General features: G+C 66.1%; 23 protein-coding genes. 9 read left to right on the top strand and 14 right to left on the bottom strand.

Features of this window, described 5'->3' with window-relative positions; translation table 11 throughout:
- The first annotated feature begins 6 nt into the window (after positions 1-6).
- The 3 genes from AC1ME3_RS07835 (at position 7) to AC1ME3_RS07825 (ending at position 3,179) form a co-directional block, all read left to right on the top strand.
- A complete protein-coding gene (locus AC1ME3_RS07835) occupies positions 7-1,353 on the top strand; it encodes an amidohydrolase family protein (RefSeq protein ID WP_480955526.1) in 1,347 nt (448 codons plus the stop codon).
- A gap of 134 nt (positions 1,354-1,487) precedes the next feature.
- The gene (locus AC1ME3_RS07830; protein WP_480955525.1) at positions 1,488-2,618 is read left to right on the top strand and encodes an alpha/beta hydrolase; all 1,131 of its coding nucleotides are present in this window, start codon (positions 1,488-1,490) and stop codon (positions 2,616-2,618) included.
- A 327-nt stretch (positions 2,619-2,945) separates the two neighbouring features.
- Positions 2,946-3,179 (top strand): hypothetical protein, encoded by a 234-nt coding sequence (locus AC1ME3_RS07825; RefSeq protein ID WP_480955524.1) that lies wholly within the window; start codon positions 2,946-2,948, stop codon positions 3,177-3,179.
- Between the two features lie 73 nt (positions 3,180-3,252).
- On the opposite strand, the gene AC1ME3_RS07820 is transcribed toward AC1ME3_RS07825, so the two are convergent.
- From AC1ME3_RS07820 to rpmI, 7 genes are all read right to left on the bottom strand, one after another.
- Complete coding sequence (locus tag AC1ME3_RS07820) at positions 3,253-4,821, bottom strand: peptide chain release factor 3 (RefSeq protein ID WP_107963072.1); 1,569 nt, start codon at positions 4,819-4,821, stop codon at positions 3,253-3,255.
- Between the two features lie 296 nt (positions 4,822-5,117).
- Positions 5,118-6,002 (bottom strand): aldose 1-epimerase family protein, encoded by an 885-nt coding sequence (locus tag AC1ME3_RS07815; protein WP_480955523.1) that lies wholly within the window; start codon positions 6,000-6,002, stop codon positions 5,118-5,120.
- A gap of 184 nt (positions 6,003-6,186) precedes the next feature.
- Positions 6,187-8,709, bottom strand: a complete 2,523-nt coding sequence (pheT, locus tag AC1ME3_RS07810; RefSeq protein ID WP_480955522.1) for a phenylalanine--tRNA ligase subunit beta — start codon at positions 8,707-8,709, stop codon at positions 6,187-6,189.
- The gene (pheS, locus tag AC1ME3_RS07805) at positions 8,706-9,800 is read right to left on the bottom strand and encodes a phenylalanine--tRNA ligase subunit alpha (RefSeq protein ID WP_480955790.1); all 1,095 of its coding nucleotides are present in this window, start codon (positions 9,798-9,800) and stop codon (positions 8,706-8,708) included. Before pheS ends, pheT begins: the two co-directional genes overlap by 4 nt.
- A gap of 22 nt (positions 9,801-9,822) precedes the next feature.
- Positions 9,823-10,152: a GIY-YIG nuclease family protein gene (locus tag AC1ME3_RS07800; RefSeq protein ID WP_480955521.1), complete on the bottom strand. Its 330-nt coding sequence runs from the start codon at positions 10,150-10,152 to the stop codon at positions 9,823-9,825.
- A 309-nt stretch (positions 10,153-10,461) separates the two neighbouring features.
- Positions 10,462-10,827 (bottom strand): 50S ribosomal protein L20, encoded by a 366-nt coding sequence (gene rplT / locus AC1ME3_RS07795; RefSeq protein ID WP_056054375.1) that lies wholly within the window; start codon positions 10,825-10,827, stop codon positions 10,462-10,464.
- A 19-nt stretch (positions 10,828-10,846) separates the two neighbouring features.
- Positions 10,847-11,050 (bottom strand): 50S ribosomal protein L35, encoded by a 204-nt coding sequence (gene rpmI / locus AC1ME3_RS07790; RefSeq protein WP_031395289.1) that lies wholly within the window; start codon positions 11,048-11,050, stop codon positions 10,847-10,849.
- A 168-nt stretch (positions 11,051-11,218) separates the two neighbouring features.
- Between rpmI and AC1ME3_RS07785 the strand changes: the two genes are divergently transcribed.
- Positions 11,219-13,354 (top strand): AsmA family protein, encoded by a 2,136-nt coding sequence (locus AC1ME3_RS07785; protein WP_480955520.1) that lies wholly within the window; start codon positions 11,219-11,221, stop codon positions 13,352-13,354.
- 580 nt (positions 13,355-13,934) lie between these two features.
- On the opposite strand, the gene AC1ME3_RS07780 is transcribed toward AC1ME3_RS07785, so the two are convergent.
- Positions 13,935-14,774 (bottom strand): inositol monophosphatase family protein, encoded by an 840-nt coding sequence (locus tag AC1ME3_RS07780; RefSeq protein ID WP_480955519.1) that lies wholly within the window; start codon positions 14,772-14,774, stop codon positions 13,935-13,937.
- A gap of 90 nt (positions 14,775-14,864) precedes the next feature.
- Between AC1ME3_RS07780 and AC1ME3_RS07775 the strand changes: the two genes are divergently transcribed.
- Both AC1ME3_RS07775 and AC1ME3_RS07770 read left to right on the top strand, forming a co-directional pair.
- Complete coding sequence (locus AC1ME3_RS07775) at positions 14,865-15,404, top strand: peroxiredoxin (RefSeq protein WP_056061405.1); 540 nt, start codon at positions 14,865-14,867, stop codon at positions 15,402-15,404.
- A gap of 120 nt (positions 15,405-15,524) precedes the next feature.
- Positions 15,525-16,553, top strand: a complete 1,029-nt coding sequence (locus AC1ME3_RS07770; RefSeq protein ID WP_480955518.1) for a GGDEF domain-containing protein — start codon at positions 15,525-15,527, stop codon at positions 16,551-16,553.
- A gap of 414 nt (positions 16,554-16,967) precedes the next feature.
- On the opposite strand, the gene AC1ME3_RS07765 is transcribed toward AC1ME3_RS07770, so the two are convergent.
- Together AC1ME3_RS07765 and AC1ME3_RS07760 are read right to left on the bottom strand one after the other, a co-directional pair.
- On the bottom strand, positions 16,968-17,585 hold the full coding sequence (locus AC1ME3_RS07765) for a YbhB/YbcL family Raf kinase inhibitor-like protein (protein ID WP_480955517.1): 618 nt from the start codon (positions 17,583-17,585) through the stop codon (positions 16,968-16,970).
- Between the two features lie 3 nt (positions 17,586-17,588).
- A complete protein-coding gene (locus AC1ME3_RS07760; protein WP_480955516.1) occupies positions 17,589-18,101 on the bottom strand; it encodes a hypothetical protein in 513 nt (170 codons plus the stop codon).
- 100 nt (positions 18,102-18,201) lie between these two features.
- Between AC1ME3_RS07760 and AC1ME3_RS07755 the strand changes: the two genes are divergently transcribed.
- Together AC1ME3_RS07755 and AC1ME3_RS07750 are read left to right on the top strand one after the other, a co-directional pair.
- Positions 18,202-18,627 carry a DUF1810 domain-containing protein gene (locus AC1ME3_RS07755; protein WP_480955515.1) on the top strand — a complete coding sequence of 142 codons (426 nt, stop codon included), beginning with the start codon at positions 18,202-18,204 and terminating at the stop codon, positions 18,625-18,627.
- A 66-nt stretch (positions 18,628-18,693) separates the two neighbouring features.
- Entirely contained in the window at positions 18,694-18,819 is a 126-nt protein-coding gene (locus AC1ME3_RS07750; protein WP_259457500.1) for a hypothetical protein, read from the top strand.
- A 153-nt stretch (positions 18,820-18,972) separates the two neighbouring features.
- Here the strand turns inward: AC1ME3_RS07750 and AC1ME3_RS07745 are convergent, their stop codons facing one another.
- The gene (locus AC1ME3_RS07745; protein ID WP_480955514.1) at positions 18,973-19,620 is read right to left on the bottom strand and encodes a DsbA family oxidoreductase; all 648 of its coding nucleotides are present in this window, start codon (positions 19,618-19,620) and stop codon (positions 18,973-18,975) included.
- A 103-nt stretch (positions 19,621-19,723) separates the two neighbouring features.
- On the opposite strand from AC1ME3_RS07745, the gene AC1ME3_RS07740 reads away from it, so the two are divergent.
- Positions 19,724-20,311, top strand: a complete 588-nt coding sequence (locus AC1ME3_RS07740) for an alpha-ketoglutarate-dependent dioxygenase AlkB (protein ID WP_480955513.1) — start codon at positions 19,724-19,726, stop codon at positions 20,309-20,311.
- A 10-nt stretch (positions 20,312-20,321) separates the two neighbouring features.
- On the opposite strand, the gene gyrB is transcribed toward AC1ME3_RS07740, so the two are convergent.
- The 3 genes from gyrB to AC1ME3_RS07725 form a co-directional block, all read right to left on the bottom strand.
- Positions 20,322-22,853, bottom strand: a complete 2,532-nt coding sequence (gene gyrB / locus AC1ME3_RS07735; RefSeq protein WP_480955512.1) for a DNA topoisomerase (ATP-hydrolyzing) subunit B — start codon at positions 22,851-22,853, stop codon at positions 20,322-20,324.
- A 517-nt stretch (positions 22,854-23,370) separates the two neighbouring features.
- The gene (locus tag AC1ME3_RS07730; protein ID WP_480955511.1) at positions 23,371-24,189 is read right to left on the bottom strand and encodes an OmpA family protein; all 819 of its coding nucleotides are present in this window, start codon (positions 24,187-24,189) and stop codon (positions 23,371-23,373) included.
- Between the two features lie 84 nt (positions 24,190-24,273).
- The gene (locus AC1ME3_RS07725; protein ID WP_480955510.1) at positions 24,274-25,473 is read right to left on the bottom strand and encodes a DNA replication/repair protein RecF; all 1,200 of its coding nucleotides are present in this window, start codon (positions 25,471-25,473) and stop codon (positions 24,274-24,276) included.
- Positions 25,474-25,565 lie beyond the last annotated feature (92 nt).

Raw genomic sequence — 25,565 nt, 5'->3', positions numbered from 1 at the left:
ATCATCGTGCGCCGAACCAAAATCTCCGCTCGCCTCTGCACGATCGCCCTCGCGGCATCGGCCCTGACCGCCGGGTCCGCTACCGCGCAGACGATCGCGCTGACCGGTGTCCGGTTGATCGACGGGCGCGGCGGCGTACCGGTGGACGACGCGACGATCGTGATCGTGAACGGACGGATCGTCGCGGCGGGCAAGGTCGCGGTGCCGGCGGGCGCGGATCGGCGCGACTATCGAGGGCGCACCGTGTTGCCCGGCCTAATCTCGGACCACAGCCATGTCGGACAGGTCAGCGGCACCGAGACGGGCGCGGAGAACTACACGCGCGCCAACATCGTCGCGCAGCTCGCCCAGTATCGCCGCTACGGCGTGACGACGGTGACGGCGCTCGGCAATAACGGTCCGGCGTTCGTCGGGATACGCGCCGACGCACATGCCGGACGGATCGACGGCGCAGACCTGTTCGGCGTGATGCAGGGGATCGGCGTCCCCAATGGCGCGCCACCGCAGGCGATGCTCAAGGTCGGGCCGGACCAGTTGTTCCGCCCCTCGACGCCCGAGGAAGCCCGCAAGGCGGTCGCGATAATGGCGGCCGAGAAGACCGATCTCGTGAAGCTGTGGCTCGACGATTTCGGCGGCAGCGTACCGGTCAAGATGAGCCCCGCCGTCTACCGCGCGGTGATCGCCGAGGCGCACGCGCGCGGGTTGCGCGTGGCGGCGCATATCCACGATCTCGCTGATGCGGAGGCTATCGTCGCAGCGGGGGCGGACATCATCGCGCACGGTATCCGTGACACGCCGGTGCCCCCTGCGTTCGTCGCGACGCTGAAGGCGAAGGGCATCTGGTACATCCCGACGCTGCAACTCGACGAGGCGACGTTCGCCTGGGCCGATCGCGCACCGTGGACGCAGACGCCGTTCGCCCGCGCCGCGCTGTCGCCTGCCCTCGCGCAACAGGTCGACGATCCGGCGTGGCGTGCCAAGATACTGGCCGATCCGAAGACGGCCGATGCGCGGAAATCGCTGGCGATGAACCTGCGTAACCTGAAGACGCTGTACGACGCCGGCGTGAAGATCGGGTTCGGCACGGACAGTGGAGCAAGTGCAGTGCGCGTGCCCGGCATCGCCGAACACCGTGAGCTGGCACTGATGGTCGAGGCGGGGCTGACGCCCGAGCAAGCCTTGCGGGTTGCGACGGCTGCGGGTGCGGACCTGCTCGGGTTGCGCGATCGCGGCGTGATCGTGGCCGGAACGCGTGCCGATTTGCTGGTCGTCGATGGCGATCCTTCGCGCTCGATCGCCGACGTCGATAGCGTCGTCGAGACTTGGGTCACAGGACGCGCTGCACCATTCTGATACGACAGAGAACGACTTCGGCTGTCCAAAAACACGTGTGAAAAGCGTCGGTTACAAGAGCCTGCGGGAACGTAAACCCGATCGCGCGGTTCTAAGCGGCGAGTGGGGGCACTCGAAACAGGATACCATACCGCATGACCAACCGCTCATCGCGCACGCTGATGGCGCTCGCCACCGCGACCTTGATCACGACATCGGGTATCGCCCTGACGAGCGGCGCGATTGCGCAGTCCGCACGGTCGGTCGATGCGCCACCACCGCCGCCGCCCGCACCGACCGCGACCCAGCCGGCAAAGGCCGCGCCCGACATGCAGGTCGTGCTCGACCAGCTCGCCGCGCTCGGTGGAAAGCCGATCGAGACGCTCACGCCAGCCGTCGCGCGGATGCAGCCGTCGGCAGCCGATGGCGCCAAGCAGGTCATGATCAAGCACGGCCTGTCGGCGACGCCCGACGCGACCGTGACGACGCGCGACGTTCCATACGGCAGCAACGCGAACCAGTTCGCACGGATCTACAAGCCGGCATCGCTCGCCAACGCCAAGAACCTGCCGGTCGTCGTCTATTATCACGGCGGCGGCTGGGTGATCGCAACGGTCGACACCTACGACGCGGCACCACGTTTGCTCGCCAAACAGCTCGGTGCGATCGTCGTGTCGGTCGAGTATCGCCATGCACCGGAGTTCAAGTTCCCGGCGCAGCATGACGACGCAGCCGCCGCATATCGTTGGACGCTGCAGAATGCGGCGAGCTGGGGTGGCGATCCGCGCAAGATCGCGGTCGCAGGCGAGAGCGCAGGCGGCAACCTGGCGGTCGCGACGGCAATCTACGCGCGCGACAACCGGCTGACCACGCCGCTCCACATCGTGTCGGTCTACCCAATCGCGAACAGCAGCATGACGCTGCCGTCGCGGATGGATTCGGCGAATGCGAAGCCGCTGAACGGCGCGATGCTCAAGTGGTTCGGCTATTATTACCAGACCAATCCCGCCGATGCGCAGGACCCGCGGTTGAACCTGGTGAAGGCAAACCTGCGCGGTCTGCCGCCGACGACGATCATCAATGCGCAGATCGATCCGCTGCGCTCCGATGGCGAGACGCTGGCAGCGGCGATGCGCGCGGCTGGCGACAAAGTCGAGCAGCGCACCTTCCCGGGTGTGACGCACGAATTCTTCGGAATGGGCATGGTCGTGCGCGGTGCGCAGGATGCGAACACGCTGGCAATCGCGCGGCTAAAGGCAGCATTCGCCGCCAAGCCTAAGCGCTGATCGAGATGGGCCGGGGTGAAGTGGATCACCTCGGCCCTTTTGTTGGTACCCCGCTCAAGCCGATTGGCCGATTGAGAACATTTGCATGTTACCCGCACGACGATTGATAATTACCTGTTATCAACACCTTTCGACTCATCAAGCTGGTTAATTTGGGATAGTTATCCATACACATCACGATTAGTTGATATTTGCGAACTCTCGTTACCCCGCTAGTATTAGGCGAACTCGTTCAGGGAGTTACATCGTAATTTGGTTATAGTAGATAATTTAATTACAAATCGGCCCGATATTTGATACTCAGCCTATTGGAAGCGGGGCCGATAAATGAACGTTCAATTGATGATTGCGAGTGTATTACTCGTTGCCACTATTACAGGTGCGGTGCGGTGGCAGCAAAAGCTTGCGCGTACCAAACGTTATGGTGCACGGCGCCATCGGCATCGCAAGCCGATCAAACGCGACAACTGGGCAGCGAAATTGTTGCGAGAAAATCCCGCAAGACGCCTGATGGAGCGACGCCATTATCGGTCGCCGGGCAAGACGGACCAGACATTGTGATCCTGCAATCACGACCGACAAGGGTCGAAGACTTCTAGCAGCCTTAGAAGACCTTGTCGGCCGATCCGGTATCCTACCGCTCGCGCGTGGCGGCGAAGCGGATCTTCGCGTAGCGCTCGGCGATGTAGTTCACTTCCCAGGCGCTCTTGGCGAGGAAGACGGGGTTGCCGTCGCGGTCCTTGGCCATCGCGCCGCGGTTGATCTCGGCGAAGGTCTTGAGTTCGAGCGGGTCTTCCGCCGTGATCCAGCGCGCGGTCTCGTACGGCGCTGGCTCCAGCCCCGCCGCGACCTTGTACTCGGCATCGAGGCGCGACAGCAGCACTTCGAGCTGGAGCTGCCCGACCACGCCGATGATCCAGTTCGAGCCGATGTCGGGGTAGAACACCTGCGTGACCCCCTCCTCGGCCATGTCGTCCAAGGCTTTGCGCAACTGCTTGGTCTTGGTGAAGTCCTTCAGCACGACGCGGCGCAGGATTTCGGGCGCGAAGTTGGGCAGGCCGGTGAAGCGGATTGCGGCCTTTTCGCTGAGCGTGTCGCCGACCCGGAGCGTGCCGTGGTTGGGAATGCCGATGATGTCGCCCGGGAACGCCTCGTCCGCCAGCTCGCGGTTCTGCGCGAAGAACAGGATCGGGGAATGCACCGCGATCGGCTTGCCGTGGCCGGTCGGGGTGAGCTTCATGCCGCGCTTGAACACGCCCGAGCACAGCCGCATGAACGCGATCCGGTCACGGTGGTTGGGGTCCATGTTCGCCTGCACCTTGAACACGAAGCCGGTGACTTCGGGCTCATCCGGGGACACAGGCGCAGGCTCGGCCGGCTGCGCGCGCGGTGGCGGGGCATAGTCGGCTAGCGCGGCGATCAGCTCGGCTACACCGAAGTCCTTGAGGGCCGAGCCGAAATAGACCGGCGTCAAATTGCCCGCGCGATAGGCCTCGGGGTCGAAACTCGAATAGCCACCCTGTGCGAGTTCGGCTTCGTCGTTCAGGCGGACCATCGCTTCCGGGCTGAGGATCTTGGCGAGTTCGGGATCGTCGATGCCGGTGAACGGGATCGCCTTGCCCATGAATTCGCGGCTATCGCCTTCGGGACGGCTCAGCGTGTTGGCGTAGAGATCGTAGACGCCCTCGAACTCGCCGCCCATGCCGACCGGCCAGCTCATCGGGCAGACGTCGAGCTGGAGCATCTCGGCCACCTCGTCGAGCAGCGAGAACGGATCGCGGCCCTCGCGGTCGACCTTGTTGACGAAGGTAATGATCGGCACGTTGCGCAGGCGGCAGACCTCGAACAGTTTGCGCGTCTGCGGCTCGATGCCCTTGGCGGCGTCGATCACCATGACCGCCGAGTCGACCGCGGTCAGCGTGCGGTAGGTGTCCTCGGAAAAGTCTTCGTGGCCCGGCGTGTCGAGCAGGTTGAAGGTGATCCCCTGTCGTTCGAAGGTCATTACCGATGAGGTTACCGAGATCCCGCGCTGCTGCTCGATCTTCATCCAGTCGGAGCGCGCGCGGCGGGTCTGGCCGCGCGCCTTCACCTCGCCGGCGAGATGGATCGCGCCGCCAAAATACAGGAGCTTCTCGGTCAGCGTGGTCTTGCCGGCATCGGGATGCGAGATGATCGCGAAGGTGCGGCGGGGAAATTGGGTCATGGCGTGGGTCCGGTGCGCCGAGTCTGGGCTCGGAAGATAGGGTGAGCCGGAATACCGGCGGTCATGCCGCTGCTCTTGGCAGATGCAGCGCGTCGAGGACAGAGGGACGTCCCTCAAGGCTCCAAGTTGGGATCGCGTTTCACGGTCCGATCCTCCCCCGCCAGGGGGAGGTGGCACCGAAGGTGACGGAGGGGGCGGACACGGAACAGAGGTTTCCCCTTCCTCTCCCTCCGTCTGGCAGGAGCCAGCCACCTCCCCCTGGCGGGGGAGGATCGCAGAGGTCCGATGGGCTGGGTTCAACCGGTGGTAGCCACGAGCGTCACGCTCATTTCGATGGTCTTCGTGCCCCCCGCAGCGATCTCGAACACGCCGGGTTTGTCACGATAATCGCCGGTATAGCCTTCGGGGTCGGCGATGCCGTGCCATGGTTCAACGCAGACATAGGCCGCACCGGGCTTGGTCCAGATGCCGAGCTTGCGCGTGTCGGGAAAGGCGATCTTCAACTGCGGGCCGGTCTCGGCGCCGTAGGTCACAAAGTAGGAGTGGATCGGGTCCCAGACCAGCGCATCCTTGGCGAACAGCTCGTCGCGCAGGGCGATGACGCGGTCCTCGACCGGCGAGGGGCGCTCGTCGACCGCGATCTGGCCGTCCGGGCTGATCGCCTTCAGCTTGCCGGGTTCGTCGGCGTCGAACGTGATGCGGTGATCGGCGCGAGGCTCGCCGTACGGGAGCGGCCACGCGAAGGCGGGGTGGAAGCCGAAACTGGCCGGCATCGGCGCGTCTGTGCGGTTGTGGATGTGCGCCTCGAGCGTCAGCGTCGCGCCGTCCAACGTGAAGACGATGTCGAGTGCGAACGCGAACGGGTAGGCCTTCCGGGTTTCCTCGCTGTCGGTGAGGCGGAAGGTGGCGGAGCTTTCCGACTGCGCGACGATGTCGAACGTCGAATGGCGCGCGAAGCCGTGCTTCTGCATCGGGTAGACCTGTCCGTCGAGGCGGATGACGCCTTCGTTGACGACGCCGACGACCGGGAAGAGGATCGGCGCGTGACCGGTCCAGAAGGCAGGGTCGGCGTTGGTCATCAACTCGTGGCCGTCGGCGTCGTGGAGATGCGTGAGCTCGGCACCGTGCGGGTTGATCTGCGCGGTGAGGTGGTCGTTGGCGATCGTGATCAGGTCGGTCATGCGGTTCCTTCCGTGAACCTCAAACGCGCGAGGCTTCAAAACGCTCACCATACTATCCCCGCACCACCACCCCGGCGAAGGCCGGGGCCCAATTGGGAAACGTTGTTAACGAAGGGCATCGCGTCATTACGATGGCCTTCCCAATTGGGCCCCGGCCTTCGCCGGGGTGGTGTTTCGGGGAGTGTTATCCTCTCAGGCTCGCGCCCTGCTTGGCTGCCGCCGCGACCACCTTGTCGGCGATCGCCTTGATCCCTTCGTCGGTGAAGCTCTTGGCGGTCGGTTGCAGGACGATCTCGACCGCGACCGACTTGTGGCCGTCCTCCACCCCTGCCCCGGTGAACACGTCGAACACGCGGGCCGAAACGATCGCGACCTTGTCCGCCCCCTTGACCGCGCGGACCAGCGTGTCGGTGGCGAGCGCCGCCGGCACGAGGAAGGCGAAGTCGCGGCGGACGGCTTGGAGTGCTGGCGGGGTATAGGCCGGACGGGCGAAGCCGGTGGCGCGCTTGGGCGGGATCGCGTCGAGATAGACCTCTACCGCGGCGACCGCACCGTCGAGGTCGAACGCCTTCAGCACCGACGGATGGAGCATGCCGAAGCTCGCCAGCACCGTCTTCGGCCCGAGGCGAAGCGTGCCCGACTGGCCGGGATGCCATGCGTCACCGGCCTCACCCCCTTCGGCTGCGCTCAGGACAGGCATGACTTGCAGGTTGTCGACCGGCGCGCCCAAGGCCGCGAGAAGCGCCAGCGCTTCGGCCTTCGCGTCATACGCGTCGAAGCTGGCGGCCTTGCCGTCGCGCCAGCCGCGGGGGCGGCGGTCGCCGGCGAGGACTACGCCTAGCGTCGCGCGCTCGGCGTCGGCCAGATAGCGGCGGCCGATCTCGAACAGGCGGACGCTCTGCTGGCCGCGCTTGAGGTTCCGGCCGGTCGCTGCGAGCAGGCCGGGGAGCAGCGACGGACGCATGACTTTCAGGTCTTCGCTGATCGGGTTGGCGAGCGTCCAGGCGCCGCCGCCGAACGGTGCCGCTTCGGCGTCGGAGAGGAAGCTCCACGTTACCGCCTCGTCGAGCCCTCGGGCCGCCGCCGCGCGACGCGCGCGACGTTCGAGCTTCTGCTCGGGCGTGGCGGTCGGCTTGGCGACGCCGGGCATGCGCGGGAGCGGCGTCGAGGGGATAGTGTCGATGCCCTCGATCCGGACGACTTCCTCGACGAGGTCGGCAGGACCGTCGACATCACGCCGCCAGCTCGGGATCGTGACCGGCCACTTGCCCTCGATCGTCGAGAACAGCGCATCGCTGAACGCATCGGCGGACGTGATCGCGCCGATCGTGAAGCCGAGCGACAACAGGGTGCGCGCCTGGCGTTCGGGGGCGACGTGGAGGCCACCAAGGTCCGCGCTGAGGCGCGGGTCATAGTGGATCACGCGTGGGTCTAGCGGGGGTTCGCCCGAGCGCGTGACGTCGCTGGCCGTGCCGCCGCAGATGTGGAGGACGAGCGCGGTGGCGATCGCGAGGCCGTCGTCGAGGAACGCGGGGTCGACGCCGCGTTCGAAGCGGCTGCGCGCGTCGGAGGTGAGCGTCAGCTTCTGACCGGTGCGCGCGATGTGGTCGGGATCGAAATACGCGCATTCGATCAGGACGTCGGTGGTGTTCGCGGAGACGCCCGAATGCTCACCGCCCATGATGCCGCCGATGTCGTGCACGGCGGTGTCGTCGGCGATGACGGTCATGGTCGCGTCGAGCGTGTAGGTCTTGCCGTTGAGGGCGACTACCTGCTCGCCGTCCTTGGCTTTCCGCGCGACGAGGCCGCCGGAGAGCTTCGCGCGGTCGTAGACGTGCAAGGGGCGGCCGAGGTCGATCATCAAATAGTTGGTGATGTCGACGAGCGCGGAGATCGGCTTCTGGCCGATCGCGAGCAGGCTGCGGCGCATCCACTCGGGGGAGTCGCCGTTGGTCACGCCGGTGACGGTTTGGGCGAAGAAGGCGGGGCAGCCTTCTGTGTCTAGCGTCGCGACATCGGGTCCGGATCCGGTCCTTGCTCCGTCATTGCCGCGACGGCTGGGATCGAGTTCGCCGTCTGCCACTGCCGCGCCTTGGGTCCCGGCGTCCGCCGGGATGACGGAGGGGGTGGGAATGGTCAGCGGCGTCAGCGTGCCGAGGCCAGCGGCGGCGAGGTCGCGCGCGATGCCGCGGACGCCCATGCAGTCCTGGCGGTTGGGTGTGATCGCGACGTCGATGACCGGATCGGTCAGGCCGGCATAGTCGGGGTACGCGGTGCCGATCGGGGCGTCTTCGGGCAGTTCGATGATGCCGTCGTGATCTTCGCCGAGTTCTAGCTCGCGCGTCGAGCACATCATGCCGTTGGATTCGACGCCGCGGATGCTGGCCAGCTTCAGCGTCACGTCGAGGCCGGGGACGTACGCGCCGGGTGCGCCGAACACGCCGACCAGACCGGCGCGAGCGTTGGGGGCGCCGCAGACGACCTGGAGTGGCCCGTTACCGGCATCGACCGACAGGATCTGGAGCTTGTCGGCTTGCGGATGGCGTTCGGCGCTGAGCACCTTGGCGATCTTGAACGCGGCGAGCTTTTCGCCGGGGTTCTCGACGCCTTCGACTTCGAGGCCGATGCGGGTCAGCGCCTCGACGATCTGGTCGAGCGTGGCGTTGGTTTCGAGGTGCTGCTTGAGCCAGCTGAGCGTGAACTTCATGCGCCGACTCCGCCGGACAAGGTGGGGACGTCGAGGCTCGAAAAGCCGTAATGCTTGAGCCAGCGGATATCGCCGTCGAAGAACGGGCGGAGGTCGTCCATGCCGTATTTGAGCATGGCGAGGCGATCGATCCCGCAGCCGAACGCGAAGCCCTGCCATTCGTCGGGGTCGAGCCCGCACGCTTCGATGACCTTGCGGTGGACCATGCCGGAGCCAAGGATCTCGAGCCAGCCATCGGGTTCGGCGCCGCCGACGACGCGCTTGCCCTTGACCAGCGTGTAGCCGACGTCGATCTCGACCGAGGGTTCGGTGAACGGGAAGTAGCTCGGGCGCAGGCGGAGCACGATGTCGTCGCGCTCGAAGAACGCTTTCACGAACGTCTCGAGCGTCCACTTCAGGTGGCCCAGCGTGATGCCCTTGTCGATGACGAGCCCCTCGACCTGATGGAACATCGGCGTGTGCGTCGCGTCCGAGTCCGAGCGGTAGGTGCGGCCGGGGGCGATGATGCGGATCGGCGGTTTCTGGCTCAACATCGTGCGGATCTGGACCGGCGACGTGTGCGTGCGGAGCAGCGAGAAGGTCGTCTTCTCGTCGGCGGTGCCGGCGGCCTTCGCGTCGATCCCCTGCTGGAGATAGAAGGTGTCGTGCATCGCCCGCGCAGGATGCGTTTCCGGAATGTTGAGCGCGGTGAAATTGTGCCAGTCGGTCTCGATCTCGGGCCCGGTCGCGACCGCGAAGCCTAAGTCGGCGAAGATCTCGGCGAGTTCGTCCATCACCTGGCTGACGGGGTGGATCGTGCCGGCGGGCGTGGCGTCCGCGGGGAGCGTCATGTCGAGCGTCTCGCTGGCGAGGCGCGCATCGAGTGCGGCGCGTTCGAGCGTGGCCTTGCGCTCGGCGATGCCGTTGGCGACGGCTTCGCGGAGGCCCTGGATCTGCGGGCCCTGCACGAGGCGTTCTTCCGGCGTCATCTTGCCGAGCGTCTTCAGCAGCGCGGTGATCGTGCCCTGCTTGCCGAGCGCCTCGACCCGGCACGCGTCGAGCGCGTCGAGCCCGGATGCGGCGGCGATCGCCGTCAACATGTGGTCGCGCATCTGGTTCAGGTCTTGCGTCACGTCATACTCCCAGGGCGGGTTCGGTTAGGCGGGGCAGCCCGAGGCCGATACCCAGATCGTCCCAATTTTCGTTGCGCGCTTCGATCAGGTCGATCTTCCACGCTCTTCGCCAGTCCTTCAGCCGCTTCTCGCGAACGATCGCGGCCTCCATCGTGTCGAACATCTCGTAGTAAGCGAGATGCTTGATGCCGTACCGGCGAGTGAAGCCGGGGATCAACCCCTCTCGGTGCTGAACCAGCCTTGCGAGCAAGTTTGAGGTGACGCCGATGTAGAGCGTGCCGTGGCGGCGGGAGTAGAGGATGTAGACGCACGGCTGAAAGGTTTCGCGCATTTTCGTGCTCCCCTGATCGCCGCGTCCCGGATGATTAGCATCCGTGATTTTAACTCCGTCATCCCGGCGGACGCCGGGACCCACGGTAGCGGGCGGGTGATGTTAGCACGTTATCGCCGGGTCCGCCGTAACCGTGGGTCCCGGCGTTCGCCGGGATGACGGATAGGGGGGCGGGGACGACGGAGATTAGAGAGTCGGGGGAGCTTCTGGACCTCTCGGCACCAGCGCGTTCCGATCAACCCCCAAACGCAGAAAGGGCGTCGGTGGTCTCCCACCGGCGCCCTCCCGAAACTCACCTCAGTCGCGAAATTACGCGGCCTGGGGGAGAGCCGCCTTCACCTGGGCGACGATGGCGCTGAATGCAGCGCCCTCGTGCATGGCGATGTCGGCCAGGACCTTCCGGTCGAGCTCGATCCCTGCAAGCTTCACGCCGTGCATGAACTGCGAATACGTCAGACCCTCGGCGCGGACGCCGGCGTTGATGCGCTGGATCCAGAGGCCCCGGAACGTGCGCTTCTTAACCTTGCGGTCGCGGTAAGCGTACTGTCCGGCCTTCTCGACGGCCTGACGGGCGATGCGGATGGTGTTCTTGCGACGGCCATAATAGCCCTTCGCCTGAACCAAAATACGCTTGTGCTTGGCGCGGGTGGTAACACCCCGTTTTACGCGTGCCATTGTCTAATTCCTTCTCAGCTCAACGCAGGCCGTAAGGCGCCCAGGCCTTCACTGCTGCGGTATCGGCCTTCGACAGCAGCTTGGTGCCGCGGTTCTGACGGATGTACTTGCCGTTGTGATGCGCCAGACGGTGACGCTTGCCGGCGACGCCGTGCTTGAGCAGGCCGGTGGCGGTGAGCTTGAAGCGTTTCTTGACGCCGCTCTTGGTCTTCAGCTTGGGCATTTTTATCCTTTCGGTTACGAAGGAGGACGCTGAAATCGCCGCGGCAGCCCACACTGGCCGGGCGATTCGTAGAACGCGTTCCCTTCGAGGAAGCGGGCCGCATAGACGCATTAATGCGGCATATCAACCGTTGTGGAACTGACGCGGCTGTCGTGCGATAGGCCACGCATGGACGACAGCCCGACGCAGCCGATCGAGAACCCTCCCCCGGCCCCTGCGCCGGTCGATGCGCAAAAACGTCGCAAGCGGCGGATACTGCGCAACATCCTGCTCGGGATCGTCGCGGTCATCGTCGCGATCTGGCTGGTGCTGTACATCACCAAGGGGCGCTTCCTGAAGCACCCGTTCGAGCGCGTCGTCGGGTCGCTCACGCACCGGACGCTGACCGTGCGCGGCGATTTCCAGCTCTATTTCGCGCCGTTCCGTATCAAGCTGTATGCGGAGAACTTCACGCTCTCGAACCCCGATTGGGCGAGCAAGCCCAATTTGTTCCAGGCGGACAAGCTCGACACGCGGATCGCGCCGCTGTCGCTGCTGTTCGGCAAGCGGCGGCTCTACTGGCTCGATCTCGTCAACGGCGCGGTCGATCTCGAGTGGAACGCAGCGCATTCGGCCAACACCTGGACGTTCTCGAACAAGAAGGGTGGCAAGCCGCTCGAATTCCCGCGGATCGACGTGGCGACCGTGACGGGGACGACGGTGCGCTATCTCGATCCTCGCATGCGCGTGCTGGCGGACCTTAAGGTCGCCGATATCCGATCGGTCGATGCGACGATCGGCCGCGCGGTCGGGCTGACCGGCAAGGGGCGGTTGCGCGAGACGCCGTTTACCGTGACCGCGCAGTTGCTGTCACCCGATGCAACCGCCAATCGCGGGCAGAACAAGCTGGTCGCGCGGGCGCGGGCGGCGGGGAACATCATCGACGTCGCGGGCACGCTGCCGAGCATCGCCGATGTCGAGAACGTGCCGCTCGCCGTCACTGCTCGCGGCGCTAATCTGTCGACGCTGCTGGGCGTGATCGACGTCGCGATCCCCAACACGCGGACCTATAAACTGCGCGCACAGCTCATCAAGCAGGGCGACGAATACGCCTTCACGCACCTGCGCGGCTTTGCGGGCCGGACCGATCTCGCGGGCAAGCTGACGATTACCAACGGCGCGCGCATCCATCTCGATTCGGTGCTCACGACCAAGAGCCTCGACATCATCGATGCGGCGCCGTTCATCGGCTTTAATCCCGACATCGTCGAGTCGAAGGGCGCGGTGGCAGCCGCCGCCGCGACGGGCGCCGCTCCGCAACGCCTGTTGCCTGACGGGAACCTGCCGGTCGCGACGATGCAGATCTTCGATGCCGACCTGAAATGGACGATCGGGGTGGTGAAGTCGCGCAACCTGCCGATTTCCAACATCGACCTGACGCTCGACCTGGAGCGTGGGCGGCTGGCGCTGTCGCCACTGACCTTCTCGATGGCGCGCGGCAACGTGGCCTCGGACGTCATCTTCGACACGCGCGCGCGGCCGAGCGCGGTGTCCTACGACATCCGACTCGCGCCGACGCCGCTGGGGCGGCTTCTCAAGGGCTATGGGCTGACCGAGGCCGGGACCACCGGGACCGTCAAGGGCCGGATCAAGCTTGATGGCCGGGGCGACTCGATCCACGATTCGCTGGCGTCATCGCGCGGGCGGATCGCGTTCGTGCTGCCGTCGGGAGCGCTTTCGGTGCGCAACGTTCAGTTGGCCGAGCTCGACATCGGCACGTTCGCCCAGCGGATGTTCCAGGGGAAGCTGGACGAGCCGGTACAGATCAATTGCGGGCTGATCGGCTTTACCGTGCGCGGCGGTGTCGCGGCGGCGGACCCGATCCTGATCGACACGCGCAAGAACGTGATCGTCGGGCGTGGCGGGTTCAGCTTCCGTAACGAGGCGGTGGATCTGGCGTTTCGGGCGGATTCGAAGAAGTTCAGCCTGTTCGCGGGGCAGTCGCCGGTCGGGGTCGGCGGTTTGTTTGCGGCGCCGAAGCTCAGCGTGATCTCGAAGGATCTGCTTGCGCGGGTCGGCAGCGGACTCGGGCTCGCGTTGGTGGCGACGCCGGTCGCGGGAATCCTGGCGTTCGTCGATGTCGGCGATGCGAAGTCTACCGCGTGCGGGCCGGTCCTGTCCGGGGCTACGGCGGCGGCGCAGCGGACGACCAAGGGTAAGCCGCGCGATGACGTGGGCCATGGGACGACCGCCAAGGCTGAGGACGGGAAGACGTCGGACGCAGAGCGGAAGGGGCAGCGGAAGAAGTTCCTAGGGATCTTCTGAGGGCCGCGGCGGCGAGTGATACGGTCCCTTCCCTACATCGCCCATTCTGGGGTCAGGCGGGTGCCGGTGCCAGCGGTTGGGCGCGCGTAGACGGCGGGCGTTGCGTGCCCGTGGGTCCCGGCGTCCGCCGGGATGACGGATTGGGGTGTGAGCGGGGCTCGGTGGTGGACATGCGGGTCGGATGTTGCCCGTGGTCGGTTGTTGCCGGTGCCCCGTTGCTGCCTGTGGCCGGTGTCGCACGTAGGTGTGAAGTACATACGCTGCCGGAGCTGGATAGCGACTTGGCTACGACGCAGCCGTCGCTAAGCACTTACTCCTCACCACACCAACCCCGTCACCCCGGCGGACGCCGGGGCTCATGGTTGGGTCCGCTCAGACGGCGAGCGTTGCGCGTCCGTGGGTCCCGGCGTCCGCCGGGATGACGGATGGGGGGTGGTGAGATGGGGGCGTTGCGGTTTACGATGCCGCCTTTTGGCTCCCCTCCCGCTTGCGGAGTTGAGTAGGGCTGAACGCATTCCGGTCGCCGGTACGTACGCCGCGCCCTCCCCAGCCCCTCCCGCAGGCGGGAGGGGAGTTTTTCTCAGTGGCCGTGGCCGTCATGCCCATCGTGATCGTGCCCGTGATCCTGCAACCGGTGCATCGCTTCAAGCACGTCGTCCATTCGCGCGGGGTCGCCGATCGCGAGCACATGACCTTCGCTGTCCGCCGTCAGCGGGTCGCCGTTCCAGTCGCACATGCGGCCGCCTGCCCCCTCGACTACCGGCACCAAAGCCGCAAAATCGTAGAGCTTCAGGCCTGACTCGCAAACCACGTCGAGATGGCCGCTCGCGAGCAGGCCGTAATTGTAGCAGTCGCCGCCATATACGGGACCTTGCCGTGGGTTGCCGCCCGAGATTGCCGCGACCAGCGCCAAGTAATGCGGCACGTCGACCTCGTCGAAGAGATGCGGGCTGGTGGTGGCGATCGTCGATCCTGCCAGTTCACGGCAGGTGCGGGTACGGACCGGTACGCCGTTCAAAGTCGTCGGTCGCCCTGCGACTCCCACCCAGCGTTCGCGCTGGATCGGCTGGTCGATGATCCCGAGCACCGGCCAGCCATCCTCGACCAGCGCGATCAGCGTGCCGAAGATCGCGCGCCCGACGGTGAAGCTCCGCGTGCCGTCGATCGGGTCGAGCACCCATTTGCGGTTGGTGAAACCCGCCTTCTCGCCATACTCCTCGCCGACGATGCCGTCGCCCGAGCGCTCGGCGTCGAGCAGCCGGCGCATCGCCGATTCGGCTTCTCGGTCGGCGCGGGTGACGGGGGACTGGTCGTCCTTGATCTCGACGCCGTGCTCGTGACGGAAATAGGGTCGGATGACGTGGCCCGCAGCATCCGCGAGGCGGTGCGCGAGATCGATATCGGCTTGGGTTACTGGCATATTTCCAGCCTATCGAGCGCGGACGTCACGGGCAATGGACGGATCGATCACGCCAGCGTAGGTCATTGCGATCTAAACGGAGTATCATCCATGCGCCTCGTCTCGACACTTGCTACCGCCGCTGCCCTCCTCGTCGCGGCGCCTGCGCTGGCGGCACTCGCGCCCGGTGCCAAGGCGCCGGACTTTACGACGCGAGGGGCCATCGCCGGCAAGGTGTTCACCGTCCACCTCGCCGAACAGCTGAAGAAGGGCCCGGTCGTGCTCTACTTCTTCCCGGCAGCATACACCGGCGGCTGCAACGCCGAGGCACATGCTTTTGCGGAAGCAATCCCCGCGTTCACCAAGGCGGGCGCAACCGTGATTGGCATGTCGGCCGACAATGTCGAGACGCTCAGCAAGTTCTCCGCCGAGAAGTGCGCGGGCAAGTTCGCGGTCGCCAGCGCCGGTCCGAACGTGGTCAAGGGCTACGACGTCGCGCTCGGCAAGCAGATGGCAGGACGCGACATCACCAAGCGCACCAGCTACGTCATCGCCAAGGACGGCCGCATCGCGTTCGTGCATGACGAGATGAACCCCGAGGCGCATGTCTCGACGACGCTGGCTGCCGTCCAGAAGCTGACGGGCAAGTAAGGATTGATATCGGACCGGCAAATACCTGCCGGTCCGGTGACACTATGCTAACGCTTTCGGGTCTATCGCCTCTACAGGGACGCGGGGGATAAGATGCGCGGTGTTAGAATAGCGGGTTCGTTGTCGAACGCGGAAACGGATGCCGACCTTTTCGAGCGGATCGGACTGTTCCTGAATGAGCACAAACTCAGTCCGGACCCCTCTCATTATGCGTTCGCGTTCGCCGTGCTGTCAGCCCCTGACGGTGTGCTTGCAGAGGCCGTTGCGCATATCACGCGCAACGGCGTTCGATTGACCCGGTCGGATATCGAGCAGCTTGGCGGAACGGTCGTGGATGGACCTCCGCTAACACTGTCGCGCCGCGCGGGCCAAAAGGAGCGGGCTACGGCGGATACGACGCCGGACACCGCCGTAGCGTTGGTGATCGAAACGCAACAGCAGGTCGACGGCTTCGCGCAGATCGTCCGAACGATACGCGAAGAAACGCACGGCTTCGGCCGCGACTTGGCTGATAGCGCGGCGGCGATCACGCAACTCGCCGAAATCGATGGCGTTGCCGAGATCACAAGCGCGATGATCCAGCGTATCCATGACAGCGAAGTCCGCTTGGCGGCGGCGACGGCGGAAACGGATTCGCTACGGTCGAAATTGGCCGAGGCGCGCGACACGGCGCGGCGCGACGTGTTGACTGGCCTGCCCAATCGACGTGCGTTCGAGGAGGCGTTCGCGGCGCGCGATCAGGCCGCCGGCCCGTATTGTATCGCGTTATGCGACATCGACCGGTTCAAGCGCGTCAATGATGTGCACGGCCACGCGGTCGGCGATCGCGTGCTCGTCGCGATCGGCCAGGCGATGGCCGTCGCCTGTGCGCCGCACCTTGTCGTGCGGCACGGCGGCGAGGAGTTCGCGATGCTGTTACGGGGACTAGACCTGGTCGACGCGGCGGCCGTGCTAGACTCAGTTCGCGCTACCGTCGCTGGCAAACGCTTTCGCAATCGCGAGACCGACACCGCGCTTGGCGTCATCACCGTATCGGCCGGCGTCACCGCCGTGCACGCGGACGAAGCGGTAGACACCGCGTTCCAACGTGCCGACCGCCTGCTCTATACCGCCAAGTCGGATGGCCGCGATCGGGTCTGCACGGGCTAATCCCGCCCATTGGCGTAATGTGCGACCCGGAAGTGGTGGGATTTCCCAACTTGATCACCGCCAAACAAGGTTATCCTTGATATTCAACAAGATAAGAAACTGGCACGCGCCATGCAATTCATTCGATATCGGCAGCCGGATGGTCCGGCGCCCGACCATCGAAGGAAATATCTCATGTCGATCCGTTTCGAAACCGCTCAGCGCATCGCCTTCTCGCTCGTCGGCGCATTGTTCTTCGCAGCCATCGCAGTCGGCACCGCCGTGCCGATCATCCCCATCGCCTGATCAGGACGCTCATCATGAACCGCAGCATCCTCATCGGCCTCATCGCCTTTTCGACCACCATCCTGCTGATCGCGACACAGACCGGCGGCGCGCTCGCCTGACCGACGAGGCGCCTGCCGAGCGTCACGGTCAGGCGGGTGAGGCCAGTCCCACCGGCCCTATGGGGGCCTCTTCTTCACGCGAATACGTGCCGATCAACAGCCCTGCCGCCAGCACATGCCCGGTGATGGCCTCGATCACAGCAGAGCGCCCGGGTGTCGCACCGACATCCCCTGCGCCCGCGCCGATCGCGAAGACCTGGAACGCATAGCGATGCTCGCGGTGGCCGCTCGGCGGATCGGGCGGCAACCAGCCTTCGCGTAGATAGGAATTACGACCGACATCGCGACCTTTCGCGTCACCTTCACCGTCCGCAACGATCGCGCCTTCAGCTAGCTGGCCCGCATCCGCTTCGAGTCCCCAGATGATTGCGTGCACCAGGGGTTGCGGCGCCGGAGCATCGGCATCCTCGACGATCAATACCATGCGCTCGGTCCCTGCCGGCGGTTCGCTCCACACAAGCGGTGGCGACACGCCCTCCCCGTCCGCAGTGAAGCGAGGCGGCATCCGTGCTTCGTGCGCGAACGCCGGGCTGGTCAGGGTCAACGTCTCGAAGTTCTCGCCGAGCTGGACGATCGCCAGCTTGTCGATACCGGCACGCAGGCCGCTCATCGCGTGGCCAAGCCAGGCGGGGATGTGTTCGAGCATGGCTTATCCTTCGGAAGGGCAGGTTTCGGCGCGGCGGGCGGGGGCCGCGCCGTCATACCAGTCGCTCTGCGGGCCCATCTTGGCTGCGTCGTGGTAGCAGACCTGGGTCTTGCCGCGCTTCGGATCGACGATCACCGTCCAGTTGCGGTCGCCGCAATTATGCTCTTCGCAGCCCCAGGATGCGACGCGGTCGCCCATCTTGAACACGGGTGTAGCGGGCCCCGATCGACCACGGATCATCTCACGCAGCTTCGCATCGCCGACCGCGTTGACGAGGCCGGTCGCAACGTCGGTGCGGTCGAAGAAATCGACGCCGTCGACCGCATCATGCGGGTATTTGCCGACATAGGCGGTGATCGGCGTGGTCTGCGCCTGACCTGCTATCGGCGCGGGCGCGCGGGTTTCGGGCGGGGTGAAGCCGCTGGGCGCGGCGGTCTTGGTGGGATCGTCGTTGCGTCCGCATCCACCGACGAGAAGCGGCACCGCGAGCAACGCGACCGCGATTGCCGTCCTCATGATCGCACCGTCGTCATTACCTGATCTCCTCAGCCCCCTTCGCAACGCATCGACCGGCATCGTGGTTGCGGAGGGGAGCCGATGCGACCATCTCGGGTGCATGGAGCATGATCTCGATCGTTTCGTCGCGGCGCAGGACGGCGTCTATCCGCAGGCGCTGGCGGAATTGGAGCGCGCGGCCAAGCGCAGTCACTGGATGTGGTTCATCTTCCCGCAGATTGCCGGGCTGGGGCAGAGCGAGATGGCGCGGACCTATGCGATTGCCGGGGCGGACGAGACTCGGGCATATCTTGCGCATCCGGTACTCGGTCCGCGACTGATCGAGGTCACGCAGACGGTGACGGCCGCGCCCGGATCCGCCGAGGCTATTCTGGGCGGGATCGATGCGGTGAAGTTGCGGTCATCGATGACGCTGTTCGCCGCGGTTGCCGACGATCCTTCGCCGTTCCGCGCGGCGCTCGACCGGTTCTTCGGTGGCAAAGACGACCGGGCAACATTGGACCTGCTTGCGTCGGGTCCGCGATAAGACGGGTGTATCGCTTGCGAAAGGTGTAGCATCCCAGCGGGGCCTTCCGCCCCATGAGGTGCCGTGATGGCGAAGAGCCAGAAGAAATCGAGCAAGGAAGTCCGCAAGCCCAAGGCCGAAAAGGCACCCAAGGCGAACGCGTCCAACCCGACCACCAAGGGCAAGCCCGTCGAGATGACGACGCTGAACTAAGGCGCGCTGGGGCGGGTCCCGCGCCGGCGAGATCTTCGACCGGGTGATAACGGAGCGCCCTCCGTTGTTCCGGTCGATCGAGCGCAGTGCAGTGTGCCCGAGACAGTTACGCGTCAAACGGCTCAACCCTGCTGCCCGATCGCCCGATCTGGGTCAGCCGGCCGCGGCGATCTGGCGCAACGCCTGTTCAAAGACTTCGACCGGTTGGCCGCCCGAAATCAGGTGCCGGTCGTTGATCACGATCGCCGGCACCGCATTGATCCCGCGAGCGCGCCACAGTTCCTCCGCCGCGCGAACCTCGTCCGCGTAGCGTCCCGACCGAAGCACCTCTTCGGCGGCAACGGGATCAAGGCCGGCCTTTGTCGCGGCATCGACCAGCACGCGGTGATCGCCGGGATCGACATTATCAGTGAAATTGGCGGTGAAGAGCGCGTGCTTCAGCGCCGCTTGGCCCCCTTCGATCTGCGCCCAGTGCAACAGGCGGTGCGCGTCGAACGTGTTGTAGATCCGGCTCGTCTCGGTCATCGCCATCGTGAAGCCGAGGTCGCGCGCGCGGTCGACGATCATCGCGCGGTTGGCCGCCGACTGCTCGGGCGTGGACCCGTATTTCTCCGCGATATGCTCGCCGATGTTCTGGCCGCCAGCGGGCATCGCCGGATTGAGTTCGAACGGCTGGAAGACGATTTCGGCGTCGAGCGTATCCGCCGCGCGGGCCAACGCCTCTTCCAGCGCGCGCAGTCCGATGATGCACCAAGGACAGGCGATGTCCGATACGAAATCGATCTTAAGATGGGCGGTCATGTCAGTCTCCGGCAAGCGCGTACCGCGGTAGATGGCGGCGGTCGGATGAGCAACCGCGGGGCTTTCGGCTGGCCACGGCCGCCCGCATCCCTACATGCCGTCGATGGCCAATCCGACCGCAGACCTTTTCGGCACACCCGTCCTGCCAGGGCTCGAGTATCGCGACGCGCTGCTCAGCCGGGACGAGGAGACGGCGCTGATCGCCCGGATCGACGAACAGGATCTGGCGCCGTTCCAGTTCCAGGGTTGGCTAGGCAAGCGACTGACCCGATCGTTCGGCTGGCATTACGACTTCGACACGAGCCAGTTCGGCGCGACCGATCCATTGCCCGACTGGCTGCTGCCGATCCGCCAGCGCGCCGCCGCGTTCGCGAAATTGCCGGAGGAATCGCTCGTCCAGGCGTTGCTGATCCGGTACGATCCGGGTGCGGGGATCGGCTGGCACCGCGACCGGCCGGTTTTCGAGCATGTCGTGGGTCTTTCGCTCGGCGTACCGGCGACGATGCGGTTCCGGCGGCGCACGGCGAGCGGCTTCGACCGCGCCGCCGTCCCACTGGCGCCGCGGTCGGTGTACCATCTCAGCGACGAGGCGCGCCACGACTGGGAGCACAGCATCGCCGAGATGGAGGTGACGCGCTGGTCGATCACCTTCCGCAGCTTTACCGCCAGCGCGCGGCCAGACCGGCGCTGACGGTCGAAACTCAGACGTCGAGGTTGGCGACGTTGAGCGCGTTGTCCTGGATGAACTCGCGGCGCGGTTCGACGACTTCGCCCATCAGCTGGGTGAAGATCTCGTTCGCGCTCTCGGCGTTGACCGCGGTGACGCGGAGCATCGAGCGGACCGATGGGTCGAGCGTGGTTTCCCACAGCTGTTCCGCGTTCATCTCGCCCAGGCCCTTGTAGCGCTGGATCGCGAGCCCCTTGCGCCCCGCGGTCAGGATCGCGTCGAGGAGGTGGCTCGGACGCGAGACCTGGGTCGAACCGCGTGCGGCGACCGCGGTGACCGAGCCGATCACACCGGCACCTGCCTCCGCACCCTCTTCAGCCTCGGGCTCTTCGGCCGCCGCCGCCTTGCTGGCGGGGACGAGATTCGAGGTGTGGGCATAGCTCTCGGCATGCTCACCCGACAGCGCGTGCAGTTTGCGCGCCTCGGCCGAGACGAGGAAACTGGCCTCGATGATGTGGTGGTCGGTGACGCCGCGCCATGCACGCTGGAAGTGGATGCCGCCGTCTTCGGTCAGCACCGCGGTCCAGCGGGCATCGCCGTCGTCGAGTTCGAGACGACGCGTGACGATCTCCAGACGCGACGTCCGATCCGCGACCGACGCCTCGGGATCGAACACGCCACCGAGCGCAAGCGCCTCGATCATCCCGGCGTCGTAGCGCTTGGGAACGTAGCGCATCAGCGTCCGCATCCGGCGCGCGTGATCGACCAGATCCTTCAGGTCGCGCCCCGAACGACCGCCGCCGGGACCGTCGAGCACCATCGTGTTGACGCCCGCATCGACCAGATATTCGTCGAGCGCCGCATCGTCCTTGAGGTACACCTCGGACCGGCCCTTGGTCGCTTTGTAAAGCGGCGGTTGGGCGATGTAGAGATAGCCACCCTCGATGATCTTCGGCATGTGGCGATAGAACAGCGTCAGCAGCAGCGTACGGATGTGCGCGCCGTCGACGTCTGCGTCGGTCATGATGACGATCTTGTGGTAGCGCAGCTTGTCCGCGTTGAAGTCGTCGCGGATGCCGGTGCCCATCGCGGTGATGAGCGTGCCGATCTCACGGCTCGACAGCATGCGATCCTCGCGCGCGCGCTCGGTGTTGAGGATCTTGCCGCGCAACGGAAGGATCGCCTGGAAATGACGGTCGCGGCCCTGCTTTGCCGAGCCGCCGGCGGAGTCACCCTCGACCAGGAACAGCTCTGACTTGGCGGGATCGCGCTCCTGGCAGTCGGCAAGCTTGCCGGGGAGCGAGGCGATGTCCATCACGCCCTTGCGGCGCGTCAGTTCGCGGGCACGCTTGGCGGCTTCGCGCGCGGCGGCGGCGTCGATGATCTTGGCGACGATCGCTTTCCCGTGCGCGGGGTTTTCTTCCAGCCATTCGGCCATCTTGTCGGCCATGAGGCTTTCCAAGGGCTGGCGGACTTCTGACGAGACGAGCTTGTCCTTGGTCTGGCTGCTGAACTTGGGGTCGGGCAGCTTGACCGAGACGATCGCGGTCAGGCCTTCGCGCATGTCCTCGCCGGTAAGCTGGACCTTTTCCTTCTTCAACAGCCCCGATTTCTCGGCGTAGTTGTTGAGCGTGCGGGTCAGCGCGGCGCGGAACGCGGCCATGTGCGTGCCGCCGTCGCGCTGCGGGATGTTGTTGGTGAAGGCGAGGACGTTCTCGTAATAGGAGTCGTTCCACTGCAGCGCGACGTCCATCGTGACGTCGTCGCGCGTGCCGCTGATCGCGACCGGCTCCGGCATCAACGGCACCTTCGCGCGATCGAGATACTTCACGAACGCGGCGATGCCACCCTCGTAATAGAGCTCGACGGTCTTCATTTCCTCGTGCCGCGCATCGGAGAGGAACAGGCGGACGCCCGAGTTGAGGAACGCGAGCTCGCGATAGCGATGTTCGAGCTTGTCGAAGTCGAAATCGGTGATCTTGAACGTGGCGGGCGATGGGAAGAAGGTGACGCGCGTTCCCTTTTGGCCTTCGGTGGCGGGACCGACGACCTTCAACGGCGCGACCGCATCGCCGAATGCGAAGCGCATGTAATGCTCCTCGCCGTTGCGCCAGATCGTCAGGTCGAGCCATTCGCTGAGCGCGTTGACGACCGAGACGCCGACGCCGTGGAGGCCGCCCGAGACCTTGTACGCGTTCTCGTCGTTGGTGTTCTCGAACTTACCGCCGGCGTGGAGCTGGGTCATGATGACCTCGGCTGCGGACACGCCTTCCTCTGTGTGAATGCCGGTCGGGATGCCGCGGCCGTTGTCGGTGACGCTGACCGAGCCGTCGGCATTGAGGACGATGTCGATCCGGTCGCAATGCCCGGCGAGCGCCTCGTCGATCGCGTTGTCGCTGACCTCGAACACCATGTGGTGGAGGCCGGAACCGTCGTCGGTATCGCCGATGTACATGCCGGGGCGTTTGCGGACCGCGTCGAGGCCCTTCAGGACCTTGATCGAGTCCGCGCCATAGTCGCCCATGTTCGGGAGGTTGGGATTGTTGGTTTCGGGGTTGGATGCCATGCCGAGTATATAGGCATTCGAGGGCCGAAACGGAAGCGAAATGGCCTGTAGGGGCGAGGCGTGCCGCGCCGGAAGTGCACGAAGTGCAGACGCTGGGAGCGTTTTGCGGCGCGTGTGCACTTCGAGGGTCGGGCGGGCTGGTTTCGAAGGGGTTGGGAGCGCCATGCGGGGATGATGACAGGGGTGGGCTGTGTAGGACAGCGCGCGCATCCTAGCACCGCGCCGGCGAAGGTAGCACCACCCCGGCGGAGGCCGGGGCCCAGTTGGAAAGGTCGCAGTAACGACGAACTGCGCTCAGTCAACAATGTCCCCCAACTGGGCCCCGGCCTTCGCCGGGGTGGTGCAGGTTGGGTCGGGCTTGTCCCTCTCCCCTTGGGGAGAGGGAAGGAGGAGCCTTAGGCGACGGGAGGGTGAGGGGGAGTTGGGATCAGCCTTGCGAGCCTCACTCCCCTCTCCCTTCCCACGGCAAGGGCCGCGGGCCCCTTCCCTCTCCCCGGAGGGGCGAGGGAGACCGGCTTCAGAAGCGGTCGGCGCGCTGGCCTAGCAGGGTTACCTCGACGCGGCGGTTGAGGCGCATGCCGGCCGGCGTTGCATTCGTGGCGACAGGGTCGCGCTCGCCGTGGCCGACGACGCTGAAGCGGGCGCGGACGACGTCCATGTCGTCGAACGCCTGGCGGACGCTCGCCGCGCGACGTTCGGACAGGTCCTGGTTATGCGCGTCCGTCCCGCGCGAGTCCGTGAAGCCGTCGATCGCCACGCGGACGCCGGGGTTGCCGCGCAAATAGCGGGCGAGCGGACGCAGTTTCTCGATCGCGCCGGGACGCAGCACGTCGCTGTCGGTACGGAACAGCACGTCCTCCTGCAGCGTCAGCGTCGCGCCGCGCGGGGTCTGGCGGAAGCCGTAGTTGCGCATCGCGCCGCGGTCCCAGGTCGTGGTGGTCTCGACCACCGTGGTGCCGCCACCGCGGTCACCGCGATAGCCGCGCGGGTCGCGGCCGTACGCATCCCAATCGAACCGGTCGCGGCGGGGGCCGGCGATGCGTGCGAATTCGCGATTGGCGTCGTCGGCCTCCCGCGGGCTGATCCGGCCATCGCCGTTCGCGTCGAAGTTCGGCATCACGAACGCGATGCCGCGCGGCGTATTGCGCAGTTCGGGGAAGAGCACAGGCACGCCGGCGCCTTCGAGGCGGTAGCCGGGGCGTAACCAGGGGGCACGGCTCATGTCGTAGCGGCCCTCCGGACGTCCGCCGTCACGAGCTTGTGCGAAAACGGGGGCGGTGGTGGCTGCAACCATCAGGACGCCAAGGGCTGCGCGCGTGAAATTCCGGGTCATCATGATCTCTCCGTGTCTTCGATGGACGGAGCTTTGCCCGCGCCCGCTTGAACGCGCGGTGAGCCTGCTCGACAGCGCGCGTTCAGCCTAACGCCCGACCGCGATGCGCGTTGCCTGGGTGCCGATCGCGTCGAACAGCGCGTCTTCGGTGCCGGTCATCCACACCTGGCCGCGGCCTGCGAGCCGCGCGAACAGCGCCGCGCGGCGGGATGGGTCGAGGTGTGCGGCGACCTCGTCGAGGAGGAGGACGGGGGGCTGGCCGGTGCGTTCCGCGACCAGGTCCGCGTGCGCGAGGACGATGCCGAGGAGGAGCGCCTTCTGCTCGCCGGTCGAGGCGAGCGACGCGGCGCGGTCCTTGTCGAGGTGCGTGACGATCAGGTCGACGCGGTGGGGTCCGCCGAGCGTGCGCCCGGCAGCGGCATCGCGCGCGCGGCCCTGGGCGAGGTCGGCTTGCAGGCGCGTGGTGTCGCCAGCCCAGCCTTCGAGTGTCAGGCCTGCGCGGGGGAATGGGCCGTCGTCCTGATGCGCAAGCCTCGTGCCGAGCAGGGTGACAGTCTCGCGCCGGGCCGCATCGACGGCGGCGCCATGCTCGGCCATCTGCGCTTCGAGTGCTGAGAGCCAGTCGCCGTCGGGGCGGCCTTCGTCGGCGAGCAGGCGGTTTCGCGCGCGCATCGCGGCGTCGTAGCGGGCGGCGTGGTGGGCGTGGCTCGGGGCGAGCGCCAGCGTGAGGCGATCGAGGAAGCCGCGGCGCTCGCCCGCGGGGGCGACGAACAGGCGGTCCATCGCAGGCGTGAGCCAGAGGATCGTGAGCCACTCGGCTAGTGCGTTGGCGGTGGTGGTGGCGCCCTGGATGCGGACGATGCGGCGTTCGGGGGCGGAGGCGAGAGTCCCGGTTGCGACGTCGACTTCGCCGACTGCGGGCGCCTCGCTCGGCTGCATCTCGTCCTCTGCTAACTCCCCTTCCGCTTGCGGGAGGGGTCGGGGGAGGGGCGCGCTTTCCTCGGGAGCGGACGCCAGTACGTACGTCGCGCCCTCCCCTAACCCCTCCCGTAAGCGGGAGGGGAATAAGGTGGCTGCTACGCCGAAGCCGCCTGCCCCACCTTGTCGCGTCATCTCGCCGAGTGCGGCTCTCCGCAGCCCGCGGCCGGGGGCGAGCAGGGACACCGCCTCCAGGATATTCGTCTTGCCCGCGCCGTTCTCGCCGGTCAGCACGACAAACCCTGGTCCCGGCGTCAGCGTCAGGTCGGCGTGATTGCGAAAATCGGTGAGGACGAGGCGCGACAGCATTGCCCCCGCCTTAAAGGACTTTCGGAGCCGATTGCATCGCCCTTTTCCGTTCGGCCCGAGCGAAGTCGAAAGGCGTGGCACAAGCGACGGTG

Source organism: Sphingomonas sp. BL2, assembly GCF_056680015.1.
Note: the sequence above shows the minus strand (reverse complement) of the source record. Positions and strands in the feature narration are given on the sequence as shown.